Source organism: Coprobacter tertius (assembly GCF_024330105.1).
Classification (GTDB): domain Bacteria; phylum Bacteroidota; class Bacteroidia; order Bacteroidales; family Coprobacteraceae; genus Coprobacter; species Coprobacter tertius.
Genome location: NZ_JANDHW010000001.1, coordinates 362,934 through 385,455, shown reverse-complemented (window position 1 = coordinate 385,455; position 22,522 = coordinate 362,934). Strand labels below are relative to the sequence as shown.

The 22,522-nt window shown below is 40.7% G+C and carries 20 protein-coding genes; 16 read left to right on the top strand and 4 right to left on the bottom strand.

The annotated features are described in order from the left end of the window. Positions 1 to 18 precede the first annotated feature (18 nt). Complete coding sequence (glsA, locus tag NMU02_RS01420; RefSeq protein ID WP_255025330.1) at positions 19 to 837, bottom strand: lyso-glycine lipid O-acyltransferase GlsA; 819 nt, start codon at positions 835 to 837, stop codon at positions 19 to 21. Between the two features lie 300 nt (positions 838 to 1,137). On the opposite strand from glsA, the gene rsmH reads away from it, so the two are divergent. The 14 genes from rsmH to serS are packed head-to-tail and all read left to right on the top strand — an operon-like array spanning position 1,138 to position 17,748. Beyond that, positions 1,138 to 2,049: a 16S rRNA (cytosine(1402)-N(4))-methyltransferase RsmH gene (rsmH, locus tag NMU02_RS01415; protein ID WP_255025329.1), complete on the top strand. Its 912-nt coding sequence runs from the start codon at positions 1,138 to 1,140 to the stop codon at positions 2,047 to 2,049. Positions 2,050 to 2,084: 35 nt separating this feature from the next. Continuing rightward, positions 2,085 to 2,456, top strand: a complete 372-nt coding sequence (locus NMU02_RS01410; RefSeq protein ID WP_255025327.1) for an FtsL-like putative cell division protein — start codon at positions 2,085 to 2,087, stop codon at positions 2,454 to 2,456. Beyond that, on the top strand, positions 2,453 to 4,573 hold the full coding sequence (locus NMU02_RS01405) for a penicillin-binding protein (RefSeq protein WP_255025325.1): 2,121 nt from the start codon (positions 2,453 to 2,455) through the stop codon (positions 4,571 to 4,573). The genes NMU02_RS01410 and NMU02_RS01405 overlap by 4 nt, the downstream gene beginning before the upstream one ends. 50 nt (positions 4,574 to 4,623) lie before the next feature. Further along, positions 4,624 to 6,081, top strand: a complete 1,458-nt coding sequence (locus tag NMU02_RS01400; RefSeq protein ID WP_255025324.1) for a UDP-N-acetylmuramoyl-L-alanyl-D-glutamate--2,6-diaminopimelate ligase — start codon at positions 4,624 to 4,626, stop codon at positions 6,079 to 6,081. 31 nt (positions 6,082 to 6,112) lie between these two features. Then, complete coding sequence (gene mraY, locus NMU02_RS01395; RefSeq protein WP_255025323.1) at positions 6,113 to 7,372, top strand: phospho-N-acetylmuramoyl-pentapeptide-transferase; 1,260 nt, start codon at positions 6,113 to 6,115, stop codon at positions 7,370 to 7,372. Positions 7,373 to 7,406: 34 nt separating this feature from the next. Next, entirely contained in the window at positions 7,407 to 8,744 is a 1,338-nt protein-coding gene (murD, locus tag NMU02_RS01390) for a UDP-N-acetylmuramoyl-L-alanine--D-glutamate ligase (RefSeq protein WP_255025449.1), read from the top strand. An 11-nt stretch (positions 8,745 to 8,755) separates the two neighbouring features. Beyond that, positions 8,756 to 9,982, top strand: coding sequence for an FtsW/RodA/SpoVE family cell cycle protein (locus NMU02_RS01385; protein ID WP_255025321.1), 1,227 nt, complete (start codon positions 8,756 to 8,758; stop codon positions 9,980 to 9,982). A 17-nt stretch (positions 9,983 to 9,999) separates the two neighbouring features. Beyond that, positions 10,000 to 11,115, top strand: coding sequence for an undecaprenyldiphospho-muramoylpentapeptide beta-N-acetylglucosaminyltransferase (murG, locus tag NMU02_RS01380; protein ID WP_255025320.1), 1,116 nt, complete (start codon positions 10,000 to 10,002; stop codon positions 11,113 to 11,115). Positions 11,116 to 11,119: 4 nt separating this feature from the next. After that, positions 11,120 to 12,490, top strand: coding sequence for a UDP-N-acetylmuramate--L-alanine ligase (gene murC / locus NMU02_RS01375; RefSeq protein ID WP_255025318.1), 1,371 nt, complete (start codon positions 11,120 to 11,122; stop codon positions 12,488 to 12,490). Next, positions 12,487 to 13,227, top strand: a complete 741-nt coding sequence (locus NMU02_RS01370; RefSeq protein WP_255025317.1) for a cell division protein FtsQ/DivIB — start codon at positions 12,487 to 12,489, stop codon at positions 13,225 to 13,227. Before murC ends, NMU02_RS01370 begins: the two co-directional genes overlap by 4 nt. Positions 13,228 to 13,229: 2 nt before the next feature. Next, a complete protein-coding gene (gene ftsA, locus NMU02_RS01365) occupies positions 13,230 to 14,555 on the top strand; it encodes a cell division protein FtsA (RefSeq protein WP_255025315.1) in 1,326 nt (441 codons plus the stop codon). Between the two features lie 57 nt (positions 14,556 to 14,612). After that, the gene (ftsZ, locus tag NMU02_RS01360; RefSeq protein WP_255025314.1) at positions 14,613 to 15,938 is read left to right on the top strand and encodes a cell division protein FtsZ; all 1,326 of its coding nucleotides are present in this window, start codon (positions 14,613 to 14,615) and stop codon (positions 15,936 to 15,938) included. A 37-nt stretch (positions 15,939 to 15,975) separates the two neighbouring features. Beyond that, positions 15,976 to 16,425 carry a GatB/YqeY domain-containing protein gene (locus tag NMU02_RS01355; RefSeq protein ID WP_255025312.1) on the top strand — a complete coding sequence of 150 codons (450 nt, stop codon included), beginning with the start codon at positions 15,976 to 15,978 and terminating at the stop codon, positions 16,423 to 16,425. Between the two features lie 51 nt (positions 16,426 to 16,476). Next, positions 16,477 to 17,748 carry a serine--tRNA ligase gene (serS, locus tag NMU02_RS01350; protein ID WP_255025311.1) on the top strand — a complete coding sequence of 424 codons (1,272 nt, stop codon included), beginning with the start codon at positions 16,477 to 16,479 and terminating at the stop codon, positions 17,746 to 17,748. Positions 17,749 to 17,828: 80 nt separating this feature from the next. On the opposite strand, the gene NMU02_RS01345 is transcribed toward serS, so the two are convergent. Both NMU02_RS01345 and gpmI read right to left on the bottom strand, forming a co-directional pair. After that, complete coding sequence (locus tag NMU02_RS01345) at positions 17,829 to 18,413, bottom strand: DUF3109 family protein (RefSeq protein WP_255025309.1); 585 nt, start codon at positions 18,411 to 18,413, stop codon at positions 17,829 to 17,831. Positions 18,414 to 18,506: 93 nt separating this feature from the next. After that, positions 18,507 to 20,030, bottom strand: coding sequence for a 2,3-bisphosphoglycerate-independent phosphoglycerate mutase (gpmI, locus tag NMU02_RS01340; RefSeq protein WP_255025308.1), 1,524 nt, complete (start codon positions 20,028 to 20,030; stop codon positions 18,507 to 18,509). Positions 20,031 to 20,208: 178 nt separating this feature from the next. On the opposite strand from gpmI, the gene NMU02_RS01335 reads away from it, so the two are divergent. Next, the gene (locus tag NMU02_RS01335) at positions 20,209 to 20,997 is read left to right on the top strand and encodes a head GIN domain-containing protein (RefSeq protein ID WP_255025306.1); all 789 of its coding nucleotides are present in this window, start codon (positions 20,209 to 20,211) and stop codon (positions 20,995 to 20,997) included. A 71-nt stretch (positions 20,998 to 21,068) separates the two neighbouring features. Here NMU02_RS01335 and rplS read toward each other — a convergent pair whose 3' ends face one another. After that, positions 21,069 to 21,416 carry a 50S ribosomal protein L19 gene (gene rplS, locus NMU02_RS01330; protein ID WP_255025305.1) on the bottom strand — a complete coding sequence of 116 codons (348 nt, stop codon included), beginning with the start codon at positions 21,414 to 21,416 and terminating at the stop codon, positions 21,069 to 21,071. Positions 21,417 to 21,676: 260 nt separating this feature from the next. On the opposite strand from rplS, the gene NMU02_RS01325 reads away from it, so the two are divergent. Further along, on the top strand, positions 21,677 to 22,510 hold the full coding sequence (locus NMU02_RS01325; protein WP_255025303.1) for a bifunctional metallophosphatase/5'-nucleotidase: 834 nt from the start codon (positions 21,677 to 21,679) through the stop codon (positions 22,508 to 22,510). The last annotated feature ends 12 nt before the right edge of the window (positions 22,511 to 22,522 follow it).

The window sequence follows — 22,522 nt, the reverse complement described above, 5'->3', positions numbered from 1 at the left end:
ACACTACGGATTTACCTATCATTTTAACGCATACACTATATCTTTCACTTCTGAAGCCCACTGTCCTAAAGTCTTCGACTTATCGAAAGTTTGCCAGGGTATAGGTTTCCCAATGTGTATTCTAAATGTCTTATTTTCACTTTTAAACATTTCGCTAGGCAAATATATCATTTCTATATTGAATTTTATTCCTAAACTCTTTCTTATTTTTGCTAACCGATAAAAAAATGCAGAATTGCGACCTTCAAAATATAACGGAATTACATCACGCTGATATTGAATCGTTTTGGCAATAAAATTCTTTTTCCATTCAAGATCACAGATCCCTCCGGGCTGCAAACGTGAAACAAGACCGGCCGGAAATACAAATATTTGGTCTTCGGATAAATAAGCATCCTGAAGAATATTAGCGGCATCCTTAGCCTGACCTCCATGTTTGTTTATCGGAATAAACACCGAAGCAAGCGGTGCAACGTTCATCAGCAAATCGTTAACGACAAATTTTATTCCAGAATGGTATCTCTTACCAAAAACCGAAACAAGGGCAATGCCGTCGAGCCCCCCCAAAGGATGATTCGAAGCAAACGTAAAACGGCCCTCCGCCGGAATATTCTCTTCGCCTACGATTTCAATCTTCACATTTAATTCATCCAACAATGCAGAAGCAAAATCTACACCTTCCTGGCCATTATATTTACGCAGAATGTAGTTCATACGGTCCTGACAAATGGTCTTTTCAAGAAACCGGTATACAAATCCAGGAATACGCCGACTCACACCGGGGGCTTTCTGCCGGATTACTTTTTCAATATCTATCTGTAAAGGTTCAGACTTCATCTATTTTTCTAAAAAAATAAGCGTACAAAATTACATCAATTTTTTCTATTATTCGCCGCATCAATAAAAATATGTTCCAAATTTCTTTTAATCTTGTCATTTCGGCGTTTTCTTCATTTTCAGAAAACTTTCACAAAAAGATAAGATAATATCTCATAAATACATAAATACCAACGATATACACCATATATAGATTGTTAATAACTTTTCGGTAAAAAATACGCATATTCTTTAATATGAATAAAATAATTATTCATAACTTTACCTGCTAAAAATAGGAACGAATTTATCGGCTTTATAATGATACAACACCCTGTATATCATATACCTGCTTTATTGAACGAATGTATAAATGGCCTCAATATAAACCCAGGCGGCATGTATGTGGATGTTACGTTCGGAGGTGGAGGCCATTCCCGTGCGATTTTATCGAAGCTCGAAAAAAACGGTAGTCTATATGCATTCGATCAGGATGAAGATGCCGAAAAGAATATTATCGAAGATACACGTTTTACTTTTATACGCAGCAATTTCAGATTTCTGAAAAATTTTATGCGTTATCACGATGTAGATCAAATCGATGGTCTTTTAGCTGATTTAGGCGTATCCTTTCACCATTTCGATGATTCGGAAAGAGGGTTTTCTTTCCGTTTCGAAGGACGACTCGATATGCGCATGAATAATCGATCGGGAAAATCTGCTGCCGACATTATCAACGAGTACAATGAAGAAAAACTGGCAGATATTTTTTATTTGTATGGCGAGTTGAAATCATCCCGGCGTATTGCCTCGGCTATCGTAAAAGCCCGCTGTAATAAAAAAATCAACGAAACAGGAGAACTGCTCGACATCATTAAACCTTACATTAATCGTAAGCAAGAAAAAAAAGAACTCGCACAACTGTTTCAGGCTCTGCGTATCGAGGTAAATCATGAAATGGAGGCCTTGCGACGATTACTCGTACAAGCAACCGAATTATTGAAACCAGGAGGCCGTCTGGTGATACTTACCTATCATTCTTTGGAGGACCGAATGGTTAAGAACTATATAAAAACAGGAAATTTCGAAGGTAAAAGCGAAACCGACCTTTACGGGCACATCGCTACCCCCCTGCGGGCAGTAAATACAAAAGTAATCGTGCCTTCGAATGAAGAAATAGAACGTAACCCCCGCTCACGGAGTGCAAAATTACGTATTGCGGAAAAATTATAAACTAAAATTCACAACTCATAAAGGATAATACGAGAATGTCGACTAAAGAACAAAAGCAAGAAACACCCGAACCCGAAATCAGGGAAAAATTCAGAATAAAAAGCTTGTTCCAGGGCCGGTTCATTTCAAATGATTTCCTCATCAGGCAATGGAAAAATATATTACTTATCGTTTTTCTCATCCTCGTATATATCAGCAACAGGTACACCTGTCAACAAAAAATTGCAGAAATCGGTAGTTTACAGAAACAATTGACAGATATCCGATATGAAGCCCTGACACTATCTTCTGAATTAATGGGAAGCAGCCGGCAATCTCAAGTAAAAAAATTAATCGAAACAAAGGGGATCCCTCTTGAAGAGGCAAAACAACCGCCCTACAAACTGATGAAAAAATCTGAAAAATGACAGCAGATAAAGGAAACATATTATTCAGGTATTCTATCATCATCGTTATTATACTGTGTATATGCGTTGCTATCGTTTACAGGGCCGGCCGTACATATTTCGTAGAAGGCGAACACTGGCAAAAGAAAGCCGATTCCCTGAAAATCGAAGACGTGATTTTATTACCGAACCGTGGAAATATTTTCGCTACTGACGGGCGACTTATGGCCAGCAGCATTCCACAATATTACCTTTATATCGACTTTAAAGCAGACGGACTCAAACGGGATACGCTCATGAAATATATAGGGCCTCTTAGTAAAGCGTTATCCAAAAAATTCGGAGATCGGTCACCGGCCGGATACGAAGCCCATTTACTGAAAGGATACCGTAAAAAAAGCCGTCAATACCCTATATACGGAAAAAGAGTGTCGTACACCGACATGAAAGAAATACGTAAATTCCCCTTTCTTTCGATGGGTCCAAACAAAAGCGGATTTTATACCAAACGAATGGTAAGACGCATAAAACCATTTAAATCGCTAGCCTCGAGAACAATCGGAGACATTTACGGAGAATATGAAAAAGGAGGGAAAAACGGAATAGAACTGGCCTACGACTCGTTATTACGAGGAATTCCCGGAACCTGCACTAAACAAAAAGTAAGAGGACGTTGGGTAAATATTGCAAATGTAGAACCGGTAAACGGCATGGATATATACACAACCATCGATATAAATATACAAGACATCACAGAAAAGGCGCTTGTCGATATGTTGACTAAAACCGATGCCGAATCGGGAACTGCCGTTGTGATGGATGTAAAAACCGGTGAAGTAAAATCGATCACCAACATCGAGAAAAATTATGCCGGCATATACGCCGAAACGCGTAATCACGCAGTGGCCGACCAACTCGAACCGGGCTCGACTTTCAAGGTCGCTTCGATGATGGTTGCCCTCGATGACGGAAAAGTATCTCCAAATGATACTGTCGATGTGGGCAACGGTATCTTTATGTATGCTAACAGGCGCATGACCGACCACAATGCTAACCACGGAGGCTATCATCGTATCAGTGCTGCTCAGGCAATCTGGTATTCCTCTAATATAGGAATTGCAAAACTGATTCTGAAAGGCTATGGAAACCGTCCTCAGGAATTCGTGGATAAACTATATGCTATCGGATTGAATAAAGCGGTGGATCTTAAAATTCCCGGACAGGGGCATCCGGTGATTAAACATCCCATTAAGAACCGGGATATATGGTGGAAGACCTCATTACCATGGATGTCTTTCGGATATGAAACACAGATACCTCCGATATACACCCTAATGTTTTATAACGCAATCGCAAATGACGGGAAAATGATAAAACCCATTTTTGTAAAAGAAATTCGGAAAGACGGTGTTACCATACAAACAATGAAAACAGAAATCATTAACCCTCATATCTGCAAACCAAAGACACTCGAAATCATACACCAAATGCTGAAAGACGTCGTGACAAAAGGTACGGCCAAAGCGGTATTATCCGATTATGTAAAAATAGCCGGAAAAACCGGAACCGCACAAATTGCACAAGGACAAGCCGGATATAAAGGCAATGGTGTAAAACATCGAGTCTCGTTCTGCGGATATTTCCCAGCCGACAGCCCTCGCTATTCCGCAATAGTCGTTATTACCAATCCTCGCATCGGTTATCCTTCGGGAGGCACCATGTCGGGAGGTGTAGTCAGAAATATCGCAGAACAAATATATGCACAAGGGATACAACCCTCTATCATGCCCGAAGAACCGGATACGATTTATAACTTGCTGCCTTACATCAAGAACGGAAATTTCAAACAAACAGCTTCGGCTTGTGAATTCTTGAAACTGAGATACGAAGACCATGTAAAAGATGAACAATGGACAAAAACATCATCGAATAATAATTCGATACAGCTAAAAGGATTGAAAGTTTCTGATAACCTGATTCCCGATGTAAAAGGGATGGGGGCACGAGATGCCGTTTTCTTGCTGGAAGAAAAAGGATTAAAAGTCTCGGTTTCGGGAAAAGGAAAAGTAGTCGGACAGACATTGCCGCCGGGCAGTCGAGCCGTTAAAGGAGCGACAATCGGTATCGTTTTAAAATAAAACGCTATAAAAGATAAGAATGAAGTATGTAATAAAAATATAGGTGGAATATGAAATTAGAAACATTAATACAACGCATATCTACCCGAAAGATCGTCGGAGAACTCGAGAAATGGGTTATAGGGATCGAATCGGATTCCCGCAAGATTAAAGAAAAATTTCTCTTTATCGCCGTTAAAGGTACTGAAACCGACGGTCACCAATACATCGACAAAGCGATAGAGCAAGGAGCCACAGCCATAGTATGCCAAGAGCTACCCGATAATTTCGCAACCGGCATAACTTATATACAGGTGGAGGATAGTGCACAAGCTTTAGGCGAATTAGCCTCGGCATGGTATGGCTATCCTTCTGAAAAATTAATACTTACCGGAGTTACAGGAACTAACGGGAAAACAACCACCGCAACCCTGTTATACGAACTTTTCCGCCTTTTCGGTGAAAAAACCGGTTTGCTTTCTACCGTTTGCAATTATATAGATACAGTCGCTATTCCGGCTACCCACACAACCCCGGATCCTCTTATGCTGAACAAGCTTTTGCGTGACATGGTCGATGCAGGTTGTACATACGCATTTATGGAAGTAAGTTCGCACTCGGCACATCAGAAGAGAATTGCCGGTCTCGATTTTAACGGTGGAATTTTTACTAATCTTACCCGCGATCACCTCGACTATCACAAAACGGTAGATGAATATCTGAAAGCAAAAAAAATGTTCTTCGACGGACTGAAGGCAGGATCTTTCGCATTAACAAATATCGACGACAAGGCCGGAATGGTTATGTTACAAAACACCCGGGCTAAAAAATATACCTACTCTTTACGGTCACTGGCCAATTTTAAAGGACGTATTATAGAAAGCCGTCTCGACGGGACGACGATGGAAATAAACGGCCGTGAAGTCGAAGTACGTTTTGTAGGCAAGTTTAATGCTTATAATCTGCTTGCAGTTTACGGAGCTGCTTGCTTGCTTGGTCGCTCACCGGAAGAAGTCCTCGTAAAAATGAGTTTACTGGTTCCTGTTGCAGGACGCTTTCAAACCTTGCATTCTCCGGACAAATTCACAGTTATCATCGATTACGCTCATACTCCCGATGCTCTGAATAATGTATTGGGAGCTATACACGGAGTATTAGAAGGAAAAGGCAAAATAATAACCGTTGTAGGAGCTGGCGGAAATAGAGACAAAGGGAAACGACCTCTAATGGCACGCGAGGCGGTAAGTTCAAGCGACAGGGTAATTCTCACATCGGACAATCCCCGTAATGAAGAACCGACCGATATCATTAACGATATGCTTACTGGTCTCGAACCGGTACAACGAAAAAAGGTACTGACAATTCCCGACCGCAGAGAAGCCATCCGAACAGCTTTACTGTTGGCATGCGAAGGAGATGTTGTCCTCATCGCCGGAAAAGGCCATGAGAATTATCAGGAAATTAAGGGAGTAAAACATCATTTCGAAGACAAAGAAGAAGTAGAAAAAATATTCAACGGTTTTATTTAAATAAAGGCAAACTCATAATACCCATATACACATGTTATATTATTTGTTCCATTATCTCGATCAGTGCGATTTTCCGGGTGCCGGTATGTTCAAATACATTTCTTTCCGGTCCGGCCTGGCATTAATTTTGTCCTTGTTTATTGCAACGATTATCGGGAAAAAAATCATTGAGAAATTACAATATATGCAGATTGGCGAAATTGTGAGAGACTTGGGACTGGAAGGCCAGATGAGTAAAAAAGGGACTCCTACGATGGGAGGAATTATCATTATCATCGCCATTATCGTCCCCTGCTTACTATTCGGGCGCCTTGAGAATATTTATATGATTCTCATGCTGATTACAACACTTTGGATGGGCGCGATCGGCTTCCTCGATGACTATATAAAGGTATTTAAAAAAGATAAAGAAGGATTGCATGGTCGTTTTAAAATCATCGGACAGGTAGGATTAGGACTTATCGTAGGCCTCACTCTTTACCTCAGCCCCAATGTCGTTATCCGGGAAAATGTATATACGACCGATATAAACAATGAACAAATAGTCAAATACATGCCCGAAAATATAAAATCGACCCAAACTACAATTCCTTTCCTGAAAAACAATAATTTCGATTATGCAGACTTGGTCTCGTTTTTGGGAGATAATGCACAAACCGCCGGTTGGATTATTTTTATACTGATAACGATTTTCATTGTCACTGCCGTATCGAACGGGGCTAATCTCACAGACGGTCTCGACGGTCTCGCAACCGGTAGTTCGGCAATTATCGGCGTCACACTGGGAATACTCGCTTACCTTTCCGGGCATATAGCATACGCTTCGTATCTGAATATTATGTATATCCCCGGGACCGAAGAATTGGTTGTTTTCGCCAGCGCTTTTATAGGTGCCACAATAGGGTTTCTATGGTATAATGCCTTTCCGGCTCAAGTATTCATGGGCGATACGGGAAGTTTAACATTGGGGGGTATCATCGCCGTTTTTGCGATTATCATACATAAAGAATTGCTTATACCTGTTTTGTGCGCTATCTTTCTGGTTGAAGATCTTTCGGTAATGATACAAATGGCTTATTTTAAAATAACCAAAAAAAAATACGGAGAAGGTAAACGAGTATTTAAAATGGCACCTTTGCACCACCATTTTCAAAAAGCGGGAAATGCAGGAATCGAAGCCATGATACAACGCCCCTTTAAACCGGTGCCCGAATCGAAAATCGTGGTACGTTTTTGGATCGTCGGGATCATACTTGCTGTAATTACGATAGTAACACTGAAAATGCGCTAAACAAAAAATTTACGCATGTTTTATATACATTATGATGAATAAACGAATAATAATATTAGGAGCCGGTGAAAGCGGAACCGGCGCTGCTGTTCTGGCAAAGGTAAAAGGTTTCGATGTGTTCGTCTCGGACATGTCGCTTATCAAAGACCATTATAAAGAAATTCTCAATCGGTACAATATCGAATGGGAAGAAGGAAAACATACCCCCGAACTTATTCTCAACGCCGATGAAGTTGTTAAAAGTCCCGGCATTCCCGAGAAAGCTCCTATTATTCAGGCTCTACGAGAAAAAAATATCCCGATCATTTCAGAAATAGAATTCGCAGGACGTTATACAAAAGCAAAAATGGTTTGTATTACAGGAAGTAACGGGAAAACAACAACGACACTGCTCACCTACCATATCCTAAAAAACGCAGGACTGAATGTAGGACTTGCAGGAAATGTAGGGAAAAGCCTGGCTTTACAAGTAGCGACAGAGAATTACGATTATTACGTTATAGAACTCAGTAGCTTTCAACTCGACAATATGTACGATTTTAAAGCCAATATCGCTATTCTGCTGAACATAACTCCCGACCATCTTGACCGGTACGAATACAATATGCAGAATTACATCGATGCGAAATTTCGCATTACCCGTAACCAAACACACGACGATGTATTCATCTACTGGAACGATGATCCGATTATCAATAAAGAATTAAAACAACATCCACTAAAAGCCCGATTATTCCCTTTTGCTGAAGAAAAAGAAGATGGCGTAAAAGCCTATAAAGAAAATCATAATATCATTATCGATGCTCCGGACGAGTCTTTTACAATCACCGAAGACGATTTATCTCTACCGGGCAGACATAATCTGTTCAACTCGATGGCAGCCAGTATTTCGGCCAAAGTCCTCGACATAAAAAAAGAAGATATAAGAGCCGCTTTAAGCGATTTTCAGGGAGTGGAACATCGGCTCGAAAAAGTGGCCCGGATTCGGGGTGTACAATATATAAACGACTCGAAAGCAACAAACGTGAACTCTTGCTGGTATGCACTCGAAAGCATGCGTACACCGGTAGTACTTATTCTCGGAGGCAAAGATAAGGGTAACGATTACACAGAAATAGAAAGACTCGTAAAAAATAAAGTAAAAGCGATCATCTGTCTGGGTGTGGATAACCGTAAATTACATACTTTTTTCGACGGGAAGATACCTACTATAACAGATGCCTCCTCAATGAAAGAAGCGGTAAATAAAGCCTACGAATTATCACAACCGGGCGATACCGTTTTGCTCTCTCCTTGTTGTGCCAGTTTCGACCTCTTCAAAAGTTATGAAGATCGAGGAGATCAATTTAAAGAATGTGTGCGTAATTTATAAAATGCCGTTTTATGGAAGGAATAAGATCGATACCGAAAGGCGACAAATACATTTGGGGAATTTATTTCGTACTTTGCATCATCTCTATTGTAGAGATGTACAGTGCTTCAAGTACCCTTACCTTTAAAATTCAAGATTATTTTGCGCCTACCATTCGCCATGCTTTATTCCTTTTCTGTGGAACAATGGGTGTACTGGTCATGCAGAATATTCATTATAAATGGTTTAAAGGCATTGGCCTTTTATTGTTGGTCGTCGCCTTTTTTTTACTAATTTACGCTTTAGCATTCGGGAAAGAACTCAACGACACACAACGCTGGATCAGTCTCGGCGGCATATCTTTACAACCTTCCGAATTCGCCAAGCTCGGTATGGTAATTTTTACAGCATTCATTTTGGCAAACAAGCAAACATCCAATGGAGTAGAGAAAAATACCTTTACAATAATTTTCTGCGTTTTAGGAGTATTTTTCATGCTTATTTTTCCTGAAAATTTTTCGACAGCAGTTTTACTCGCTGCCGTCGTTTACTGCATGATGCTTATCGGAAGAATAGAGCTGAAAAAATGGTTCGGTTCTATCGCAATCATTGTACTGGTAGGGCTAAGCGGACTTTTTATTTCGAAATATTTACCTGAAGATGTAGGTATTTTCAAACGTATGCAAACTTGGGAAAACCGGTTGATAAATTTTAACAGCGGAGATATTCCCGAATACGAAATCAAAACCGGAGATAAAAACTATCAGGTACATCATGCCCGCATGGCAATCGCCAACGGAGGGGTATTCGGAAAATTTATCGGGAATAGCCGCGAAAGAGATTTTCTACCACAAGCTTACTCCGACTTCATTTATGCCATTATCATCGAAGAAACTGGTCTCGTTGGAGGGATAGTGGTCATGTTACTCTATCTTTCTTTACTGATACGAGCGGGAATGATCGCAAAAAAATGTACACGGGCTTTCCCCGCTTTCCTGATTCTCGGTATCGCTTTGATGATCGTATTCCAGGCCATGATAAACATGTCTGTTGCCGTAGGCCTGATTCCGGTAACAGGCCAACCGTTACCATTAATAAGCCGCGGTGGTACATCAACAATCGTAACCTGCTTTTATTTCGGAATCATGTTAAGCATAAGCCGATACGCGACACTTGAAGGAATGGAAGAAGAAAAAAAACTTACGGGATCAGTCACCGAAGTTCCAGAAGATTTAGCGGCACCAAATCCGAATATGTAAAAGTAATACTCTTGATCATGGGGAAAAATATAAAAGTTTTAGTAAGCGGTGGCGGAACAGGCGGCCACATATTTCCGGCTATATCGATAGCAAACGCAATTAAGGCACAAGTTCCGGAAGCGGAAATCTTGTTTGTCGGAGCAGAAAACCGAATGGAAATGGAAAAGGTTCCGGCAGCCGGTTATAAAATCGTCGGATTACCCGTCAGCGGATTCGACCGAAAGAATGTATTCCGTAATTTAAAAGTATTCAATCAACTATTCAAGAGTATACGGCAAGCACGTAAAACCGTAAAAGAATTCGGGCCCGACATTGCTGTAGGAGTTGGTGGATATGCGAGCGGACCTACCTTATGGGCAGCTGCCCAAATGGGTATCCCTACCGTTATACAAGAACAAAATTCCTATGCCGGTGTCACCAATAAATTACTATCATCTAAGGCTCTCGCGATTTGCGTAGCTTACCACAATATGGAACGTTTTTTCCCGAAAGATAAAATCATACTTACCGGTAATCCCGTACGACAAGAATTATTCGATGAGAACCTCACCCAGGAAGAAGCCGTACGTTTTTTCGGACTCGATCCCAATAAAAAAACAATATTGGTTGTCGGAGGTAGTCTTGGTGCTCGTACAATCAACGAAAGTATTGCCGGATCACTCGATAAATTTACTCAGGAAGACGTACAACTGATCTGGCAAACCGGCAAAGGATACGACGATCGGGCAAAGGAAATTCTCACCCGTATCTCCAACACCAATATCGTACAGATGCCTTTTATCGCACGAATGGATATGGCTTATAAATCAGCCGATTTAGTGATATCCCGGGCTGGTGCAAGCTCTATCTCGGAATTATGCCTGTTAAAAAAACCGGTGATACTCATTCCCTCTCCGAATGTCGCAGAAGATCACCAAACTAAAAACGCACAGGCACTCGAAGGTGTCGGCGCCGCAATACTTATACCCGATAACCAAGCGCAGGAAAAATTAGTACCTGAAGCTCTCTCGCTCGTCAAAAACGACAAGCAGTTAGAAGATATGGGTGAAAATATATACAAACTGGCCGAAAAAGATTCGGCAACACGCATAGCGAACATCATAATAGAACTGATCGAAAAAAGAAAGAAGTAACTTAATGGAAAACTTCAAATCATTATATTTTATAGGAATCGGCGGTATAGGTATGAGTAATCTTGCCCGGTATTTTCTTGCGAAAGGATACCGGATAGGCGGCTATGACCGTACTCCGTCGGACATTACACATGCACTATCTCAGGAAGGTGCAGAAATATTCTATGAAGAAAAGGCTTCGTCGATCCCCGAAGTATTTCGGGATAAAAGCAATACCCTGATTGTTTATACTCCGGCTGTTCCCGAATCGCACGAAGGTTTATGTTTTTTTCGGGACAAGGGATTTACAGTCGTAAAACGGGCCCAGTTGTTGGGAATGATCACTCGCTCGAGCAAAGGCCTTTGTTTTGCCGGGACTCATGGTAAAACGACGACCTCAAGCATGGCTGCTCATATACTCGCTCAATCTCCGATTGGATGCAACGCCTTTTTGGGCGGTATTCTCAAAAATTATAACAGCAACTTGATTCTATCGGATACAAGCGAATATTCGGTCATTGAAGCCGACGAATACGACCGGTCTTTTCATCAACTGAATCCTTGGATAGCAGTAATAACAGCAACCGATCCCGACCACCTCGATATTTATGGTACAGAAGAAGCATACCTCGAAAGTTTTCGCCATTTTACGACGTTGATACGCCCCGGAGGTGCATTGATCATAAAAAACGGACTGAAATTAAATCCCGAGGTACAAAATGGGGTAAAAATATATCACTATTCAGGCGAAAACAACGGTGATTTCCATGCCAAAAACATACGCATAGGAAACGGTACGATCGTTTTTGATTTTGTTACCCCCGAAGGTGTCATTACCGATATCGAATTGGGAGTACCGGTAAAAATAAATATCGAAAACAGTGTTGCCGCTATGGCTGTAGCGTGGCTGTGCGGAGTATCATCAACCGGCCTACGCCGGGCAATGGCATCTTTTGAGGGGGCTAAACGTAGATTCGATTTTTGGCTGAAAACAGATGATAAGGTCATGATAGACGATTATGCTCACCACCCGGATGAACTAAAAGCCAGTATTTTGTCGGTAAAAGCTTTATATCCCGGCAGAAAAATCACGGGCATCTTTCAACCTCATCTTTTCTCCCGTACACGAGATTTTTATAAGCAGTTTGCAAAAGCCCTTTCGATGCTCGATGAAGTAATATTGCTCGATATTTATCCGGCCCGGGAAAAACCGATACCGGGAATAACATCTCAGCTAATATTCAATGAAATAACAACATCTAACAAGATACTTTGCACTAAAGAAACTTTGTTTGAAACGTTGAAAACCCGTAACTTTGAAGTCCTGATTACATTGGGAGCCGGTGATATAGACCGACTGTTACCCGATATTAAAGCGTGTCTCGAGAACCGATGAAGAAGATTTTTAAATACCTGCTTATCTGTATACTACCGGCTTATCTGATTGCCGCGCTCATTTATTATGCTCCTGCAGAAGGAAATGTAAAATGCAAGCGTATAGAAGTGCATCTGGCTGATAGTACCGAAACACATTTCACATCGGTAAACGAAATCAAAAAAGAGATAACCGAAAAAGGAATCGATCCCGTAGGAAAACTCTATTCTGAAATAAATACCGAAAAAATGGAACAGGTATTGAAAAAAAATCAACTTATCGCTACTGCCGAGTGTTATAAAACTCCGTCGGGAACTATAAAAATTGACATCTCTCAGCGGGTACCGGTGATACGTATTATCGCTAACGGTGAAACTTATTACATCGACAGTAACGGGAAAATAATGCCGACAACACAAAATTTTACGGCATATCTGCCTCTTGCGACAGGATTTATCAGCCGGGATTATGCAAAAGATAAGCTATATTCACTGGCACTTTTCCTGAAAAACAACGAATTCTGGAATTCACAGATCGAACAGATATACGTTACGCCCGATAAAGAAATCGAAATTATTCCTCGTATAGGTGATAATTTGATACTTATGGGAAAAATTGATAACTTTGAACGGAAACTCGAGAACTTGCGTTACTTATACGACCAGGCTCTTCCAAAGGTGGGATGGAATAAATACGATACCATCAGCCTAAAATATGAAAACCAGGTAATTTGCACCCGTAGAGATAAAAATAACTAATTATGGAACCAGATAATTATATTGTTGCTATAGAACTCGGTACCTCTAAAATAGTAGGGGTTATCGGACATAAGAACGAAAACGGGGTACTCAGTGTACTCGCTATCGACAAAGAAGATTCTGCCGGGTGCATTAAACGCGGATGTATTCAGAATGTAGAAGAAGCAGCCGCCCGGGTAAAGAAAATAATAGCTAAGCTCGAGAACAGGATTATTCCCGATAAAATAGATAAAGTATATGTCGGGATCGGAGGACAGTCGGTTCGTACAATCGATCATTCGGTACGTCGTCAACTACCGGAAGATACACAAGTTACCGAAACACTGATAAACGCATTACACTCCGAAAGCCGTAGCTATCCCATATTCAATTCCGAAATCATGGACGTAGTCCCCAACGAATATATGGTAGATAATCACATCGAAGCCAAACCGGTAGGAGCATTCTGCTCGGAAATACAAGCCAATCTGAAACTCATTATCGGACGTCCGTCGATCAAAAAAAATATTATACGGTGTTTAACCGAACGATTGAAAATGCCTGTAGCAGGTTATATCATATCGGCAAAAGCAACGGCTTCTGCCCTGCTTACCAGTGAAGAAAGAAATCTCGGATGTGCTCTGATCGATTTCGGAGGAGGGACTACGACCTTATCGATCTATAAGGATGATTTCTTGCGTTATATGATTACAATCCCCTTTGGAGGGAAAAATATAACCCGAGACATTTGCTCCCTGAATGTGCTCGAAGGAGATGCCGAGAAACTGAAAATTGCTTTTGGCAGTGCAATTAACAATCCGATTACCGAAAAAGGGATCAAACAACTCGGTATCGAAGGTCTGGATTCTTCAAAAATTAAATATCAGGACCTTTGCCATGTCATCGAAGCCCGAATTGAAGAAATCGTAGAAAATGTTATCGACCAGATAGATGCTTCGGGATACGGAGATCAATTATCGGCTGGAATCATCATTACAGGAGGAGCCTCTCAGTTACGGGAGTTGCCCGAACTGCTGAGACAAAAAACGGGAATGGAAGTTAAACGCGGTACGCTTCCTAAAAACATACAATTCGTAAACCGGGCTGAAGCCGGTAATCCCGCCTATGCGCAAGCTATCGGTCTATTATTACTGGGAACAGAAAATTGTGTACGTAAAGTAGAACCCGAAACAATTTCCGAGACACAAAAAAACGTAAAAAAAGAAACCGCTACAGGACATAAACAAGAGGCCCCTAAACCGCAGAAGCCTCCTAAACCTTCGTTTATCGATAAATTGAAAAAAAGAGCGGAACAACTCTTTGACGATAACGACGCCGAGTTGAAATAAACGATGCGGTTATAAAAAAATCACTAATGGTAATAAAGAATTTAATCAGATAACATCATGGAAGCGTCAGCAGATAATATACCTTGGGAATTTCCCGGGCCACAAAGCACTCCTTCGATCATAAAAGTAATCGGTGTAGGAGGAGGCGGTGGAAATGCCGTTAACCACATGTACAAAGAAGGGATACAGGATGTCTCTTTTGTTTTGTGTAATACCGATAACCAGGCCCTGTTACGCTCGGATGTACCTCGTAAAGTACAATTGGGCAAAACGACGACCGAAGGTCTCGGTGCCGGAAACCGTCCCGAAAGAGCCCGTCTGGCCGCAGAAGAAAGTATCGACGAAATTAAAGAGCTTTTTAACGATGGAACCAAAATGGTATTTATCACTGCCGGAATGGGAGGCGGAACCGGTACAGGAGCCGGTCCTGTAATTGCCCGTATCGCTAAAGAACTCGATATACTTACAGTAGGGATTGTCACGATTCCATTCCTCTTCGAAGGAGAACGCAAAATTATGCAGGCTCTCGAGGGAGTAAAGGAAATGGAACAATATGTAGATGCCCTGCTGGTAATAAACAACGAGAACTTGCGTAAAATTTACCCCGATCTCGATTTTTTAAATGCATTCGGAAAAGCGGATGATACCTTAACGATCGCAGCCAAAAGTATTGCCGAAATTATTACGATAGAAGGACATATCAACCTCGATTTCGCCGATGTAAATTCGATTCTGAAAAACGGAGGTAAAGCGATAATGAGCTCGGGATACGGACAAGGAGAAAAACGGGTTTCAAAAGCTATACAAGACGCTCTTAATTCGCCGTTACTCAACGACAGGGATATCTACGATGCCAAAAAGATACTTTTCAACTTCTATTTCAGCAGCGACAAACAGATAAAGATGGAAGAAATAAACGAAGTAAATGCGTTTATGGCCAAATTCGGCAAAAACATCGAAGTTATTTGGGGGGCTGCAATCGATGATTCCCTCGATGATACGGTTAAGATTATTATATTAGCAACGGGATTCAAAGATAGCCCCGTCACTCAACGTCCAGAAATCGACTCGTTTTTCGAAAAAATGCCCGAGAATGAAGAAACAAAAGAATCGATTGAAGAGATGTACGGTTCAGATGCCGTAAAAGAGATAGAACGTAATCGTGTAAAAGCTTCGTTCATTATTCTAAAACCGGAACAAATGGACGATGACAGTCTCTTGGAACTTATCGATAAATCACCGACTTATAATCGGGATTCGGGATTTGTTACTCGCATAGCAATCGATTCCAAAGCGGAAACAGCAAAAGCGGAAACCCCACAGGCTCAAGCCTCACCAGTATCTCCGGCACCAAGCAATAATGACGGGACCATACGTTTTTAAAAGAGTACCATATTTTATGAATTAAAGATAAATTAAAATGAACTTATTTGATCAAATCAGCAACGACATAAAAAATGCCATGCTGGCTAAAGACAAACTCAGACTCGAAACACTGAGAGGTATCAAAAAAGAGTTTTTAGAAGCTAAAACCGCCAAAGGTTCAGACGGTGAACTGTCGGATGAATCTGCGATGAAGATACTCGTTAAGATGGTAAAACAACGCAAAGATAGTGCCCAGATTTATATCGACCAAAACCGGCCCGAACTGGCAGAAGGAGAGCTGGGAGAAGCCAAAATTATCGAGGAATACCTACCCAAACAGCTTTCCGAAGCAGAACTTACCGAAAAAGTAAAAGAAATAATTGCCGAAACAGGAGCCACTTCGGCAAAAGATATGGGAAAAGTAATGGGAGTAGCCAGTAAAAAACTGGCAGGTCTTGCCGAGGGGAAAGCGATTTCGGCAAAAGTAAAAGAACTGTTGGGATAAAATTTTCCTCGACAGGCAGACTATATTGTAAATCATAAACAACAAAGAGACATGTTAACACTGGCTGCGATTAAAGAGAATCCTGAAGAAATTGTCAGGAAATTAGCCAAAAAGCATTTCGATGCCAAAGAACTCATAAACAAAGTACTCGAACTCGATAAAATACGAAGGGCTTCTCAAGTCGAACTCGATAAACGGCTGGCTGAACTTAAAAACCTGTCGGCTCAGACAGGTAAATACATGAAAGAAGGGAAAAAAGAGGAAGCCGAAAAGATAAAACAACAAGTTGCAGAACTGAAGGAAGGGAACAAATCTCTTGAAAAAGCCATGTCGGATGCCGAAGATAACATTGTCGACATCTTACTGAATATCCCTAATACTCCTTGCGATATGGTTCCCGAAGGACGTACCGCAGAAGATAATATTATAGAACGTACCGGAGGGATAATCCCGGCTCTCTCTGATAACGCCCTTCCGCATTGGGAACTGGCAAAAAAATATGACCTTATAGATTTTGAACTGGGCGTAAAAATTACAGGAGCGGGATTCCCCGTATATAAAGGGAAGGGAGCTCGGTTACAACGCGCACTTATCAGCTTTTTTCTCGATAACGCACGGGAAGCCGGTTATCTCGAAATACAACCGCCCTATGTAGTAAATGCAGCATCGGGTTATGGTACGGGACAGCTACCCGATAAAGAAGGACAAATGTATCATTGCAATGAGGACGATTTGTATCTCATTCCTACTGCTGAAGTCCCGGTAACGAATCTATACCGTGATGTGATACTCAATGAGTCGGATCTACCAATAAAAAATACCGCATATTCGGCCTGTTTTAGACGGGAAGCCGGGTCTTATGGAAAAGATGTTCGGGGATTAAACCGGTTACACCAATTCGATAAAGTAGAAATCGTGCAGATACAACATCCCGATCATTCTTATGAGGCGCTCAAGGAGATGATAAACTATGTACAAACACTGGTAGAAAAACTCGAGCTTCCCTGGCATATTCTTCGTTTATGCGGAGGGGATATGAGTTTTACTTCTGCCATTACATTCGATTTTGAAGTATACTCTGCCGCTCAAAAAAGATGGCTTGAAGTAAGTTCTGTGTCGAATTTCGAGAGCTATCAGGCAAACCGGCTGAAATGCCGCTTCAAAGGTGCCGATAAAAAAACTCGCCTTGTACATACCCTTAACGGTAGCGCACTCGCATTACCCAGAATCATGGCTGCTTTACTCGAAAATAATCAAACTCCTGAAGGAATACGTATTCCGAAGGCCTTAGTGCCTTATACCGGATTCGACGTTATAGACTAACGAAAACAAATAAAAAGACCGGCTGAATATATTCAAAATATTTATTCAGCCGGTCTTTTTCTATAATCCACAAAAGATCATTACCTGTTTTCCTTTTCTCTTAAATATACATCAGCCACCTTACATAACTCGTTATACCAAGATATACCGAATTTACGTATCAATGGTTCCTTTAGGAATTGATATACTTTAACTCCCTCTTTTCGGCCCAACACTTCGGCCGCTTTACAAATTTTCCACCGGTTATAATTTACCGCTTTAAAACGGTCATATTGTTTAACGCGAACCGGATAAAGATGACATGAAATGGGCTTATAAAAATCGATACGACCTTCTTTGTAGGCTTTTTCAAAAGCACATTTACACATCCCGTCTTTCTCATAACAGGTAAATACGCAATCTTTCCCGTTCACGATAGACGTTACGATATCACCTTCTTCATCGATATAAGCAACCCCCTGATCTTCGATAATTTCTCGGGCTGCCGGCGAGAGATCATCCCATATTTCAGGAAGTATCTCCTTTATTTTAAGACGTTCGCTTTCCTCGAGGGGAGCACCCGCATCACCTTCTATACAGCATGCCCCTTTGCAAGCATCGAGATTGCAAATAAATTCCTTCTCAAGGACATCGAGGCTGATAAGCGTATCACCGATCTCTAACATTACAGATTCCATATAAAGACAGGAAACGGACAGGAAGCAACGATCATACATCGTTGCTTATTGCCCGTATATCCTGAAGATTATTTAAATTTCTTATTTAATAAGGCTGTGACCGGTCATTTCCGCCGGAGTCGCTATTCCCAGTATATGACATACAGAAGGAGCGACATCGGCTAATATACCGTTTTCTACTTTTGCCTCTTTATTATCCGTTACATAAATAAAAGGAACCGGATTCAGTGAATGTGCCGTATTTGGCGTACCATCTTCGTTGAGCGCATGGTCGGCATTTCCGTGATCTGCAATAATAATTACCTCATAACCATTGACCTTTGCAGCTTCAACAACCGCTTCTACCGACGCATCGACTGCGACAACGGCTTTCTGTATCGCTTCCATAACACCGGTATGACCTACCATATCACCGTTAGCAAAATTACAAGCGATAAAATCATATTTTTGTTCTCCTATCGCTTTCACTAAGGCATCTTTCACTTCATAAACACTCATTTCAGGTTTCAAGTCGTAAGTCGCCACCTTCGGTGAAGGAATAAGAATACGTTCTTCATTTTCGAATTCCGCTTCCCGTCCTCCCGAGAAGAAAAAAGTAACATGAGCATATTTTTCGGTTTCAGCGATACGAAGTTGGTTCAATCCGGCATTAGCAACTACTTCGCCTAAGGTATTTACGACATTTTCTTTATCGAACAATATATGCAATCCTTTAAATTTAGCATCGTAAGGAGTCATACAATAATAATGCAAGGGAATCGTATGCATTCCCTGTTCGGGCATATCCTGTTGGGTAAGTACGATCGTGAGTTCTTTAGCTCGGTCGTTACGGTAATTAAAGAAAATTACGACATCGCCTTCCTCGATAACTGCAACCGGTTTACCATCGGCATCAACATGTACAATGGGTTTTACAAATTCATCGGTTATTCCGGCATCATAAGAATCCTGCATTGCTTTTACCATATCGGTTGCAGGAGTTCCTACTCCTTTTACCAGCAAATCATACGCTTCTTTTACACGTTCCCACCGTTTATCACGATCCATCGCATAATAGCGTCCGATAATAGAAGCTATTTTACCGGTTGAAACATCCATATGTTTTTCTAAAGCTTCGATAAAACCTTTACCGCTTTTAGGATCGGTATCACGACCATCCATAAAACAGTGAACATAAGTCTTATCTATCCCGTATGCTTTCGATATATCGCAAAGTTTAAACAAATGATCGAGAGAACTGTGAACACCACCGTCTGATACAAGCCCCATAAAATGTACCTTTTTACCACTCTCTTTCGCATAGGTAAAAGCATCTACAATCTCGGGATTTTTCAGAACAGAATCATCGGCACACGCACGATTAATTTTTACCAAATCTTGATACACTACCCGACCGGCTCCAATATTCAAGTGTCCTACTTCCGAATTACCCATTTGGCCATCAGGCAACCCAACATTTTCACCCGAAGCCTGCAACTGAGAATGAGGATAAGTTTCCAACAAATAATCCCAATAAGGGGTAGGAGTATTAAAAATTACATCGTCTTTTTTGTGGTCGCCCAGACCCCAACCGTCGAGAATCAACAGAAATGCTTTCTTGTTCATTATGTATAATTTTAAAAATTTACAATCTGTATTGTTTACCGCATGCAAAGGTACAAAAAAAACGAAGTTTTATACCATTCTAATCGATAGAGTAAAAATATATTCATCAATATCTTTAAATTATTACCGAATATAAATTATATTGATTATCTTAGTAATACTCAAAAAATAAAACCAAATGAAGACATCGAAAACGCTTCTTTTTATCGTGTTTCTTATATCAGTAAGCACGTTATTAAATGCCCGGACAATCGTTCCCAATAAAAAATACGTAACGTATACGGTAAACAACCCAAAAGTATTCGATGCAATAGAGTCGATTGGCGGTCCCGATATCGAGTATACTCAAAGCACCGACGGAAAAACCCGCATCTCGATTTTCGGGTCGGACAATATGATCGATTTAGTAGCTATATCTGTAGACAATAAAATACTTCGTGTTAAATATAAAGAGAATGATCTCGTTATACGAGGAGAGAACCGGCTGAAAGTCATTGTTTCAAGCCCGGCTTTGAGTACAGCCAGGCTCAAAGGGAGTGCTAAAATCGTTTTGAAAACAATTTTCAGAGCACAAACCCTCGATCTTGAACTTTCCGGCTCAGGGGACATCGAAGGAAAATCGGTACAATGCGATATTGTAAACGCATTTTTAAAAGGAAGTGGAGACATCGAACTTAAAAATGTAAATTGCCGCCAGATGACCGCTTCATTATCAGGATCGGGAAATATCAGCCTGGAGGGCAAAGCGGCTACTGCATTTTTACAGGTAAAAGGGTCGGGAGATATAAATGCCAAACAGCTTATTTCGGGCAAAACCGAAGCTGTCATATTAGGATCGGGAGATATTTCTTGCTATGCGCAAGACCAACTAAAAGCCCGTATTTCGGGTAGTGGAGACATCGAATATTACGGCAATCCTATTTCGGTAAAAAAAGAAGGAAATCGAGAAGATATACAAAAAAAATAATTCGATTATATTATATAAAAACCGCTGCAAAAATATTTGCAGCGGTTCTTATATAGCCTTTGAAAAGAATATTATATTCTTTTTTCTTTGATTCTGGCTTTCTTACCGGTAAGTCCGCGTAAATAATACAATTTTGCACGACGTACTTTACCGATTTTATTTACAGTAATGCTGTCGATAAACGGAGATTCGATCGGGAAAATTCTTTCTACACCTACGTTATCAGACATCTTACGAACTGTAAAACGCTTTTTGTCACCGTGACCGGAGATACGGATCACAACACCGCGATACTGCTGAATACGCTCTTTGTTACCCTCCTTAATACGGTATGCTACTGTAATCGTATCGCCGCTTTTAAAGCTGGGATGCTGCTTACCGGTAGCGAATGCTTCTTCTGCAATCTTAATAAAATCCATTTTTAATAGCTATTTAAAATGTTTATAATGAAACGTAATGTAACAGGTTACAAAATCCTGCCAGAGATTACGAAAAGCGGCACAAAGTAACAACTTATTTATCAGAAAACCAAACAGAAAATAACTTTATTTTTATTTTTATTCATGCCGGCATACTTTACACCGATTCTATTCTCGGTAAATAAAAGTTAATAATATGCCGGTACAAGTCTTTCCGATAAAGTTTTGTTATTTTCGCATAACAGACACACATCTCAATTATGAAAACAACTAAACGATTTTTTCTTTTACTGATTTTACTGATTTCCGGTTTCTCGCTCGGTGCCCAAGAAAAAACGCTGGTCATTATCCATACGAACGATACTCACAGCCAGATAGAGGCAATTCCTAAAACGGCTTCTAAAAATGCAGATATGGGAGGAGTACTCAGACGAAAAGCATTTATCGACAGTGTACGAATCGCAGAAAAAAACGTTATACTGGTAGATGCCGGCGACTATGTGCAGGGAACTCCCTATTTCAACTTTTTTAAAGGCAAAGCCGAAATAGATTTAATGAACCGAATGGGCTATGAAATCGCAACATTGGGAAACCACGAATTCGATAACGGAATAAATGCATTAGCCGAAATGTTGATTCCGGCACAGTTCGACGTTATAAATGCAAACTACGATTTCAGCCACACAGCTTTAAAAGACCGAATAAAGCCTTATATTATCAAAGAAATAGATGGAATAGAAATAGGTTTTATCGGACTTTTGACCGACCCTAAAGGTCTCATTGACGAAAGAAATTATAAAGGAGCCGTTTATCACGATCCCATCGAAACAGCTAATCATTTAGCCAAGGAACTGAAAGAAAAAGGGGTAGATATCGTCGTAATTCTCTCTCATTTGGGGCTCGAAGACAATCCCGGAGACAAAATACTTGCAGCATCCAGTACCGATATAGACGTAATTGTGGGAGGACATAGCCATACTCTCCTTCCTGAAGCCATAAAAATAAAAAATAAAAATGGGAAAGACGTTCTTATCGGACAAACCGGAAAAAGCGGATTAAACATCGGAATTATGAAACTGATCTTAAAAAAATAAATATCCAACAAT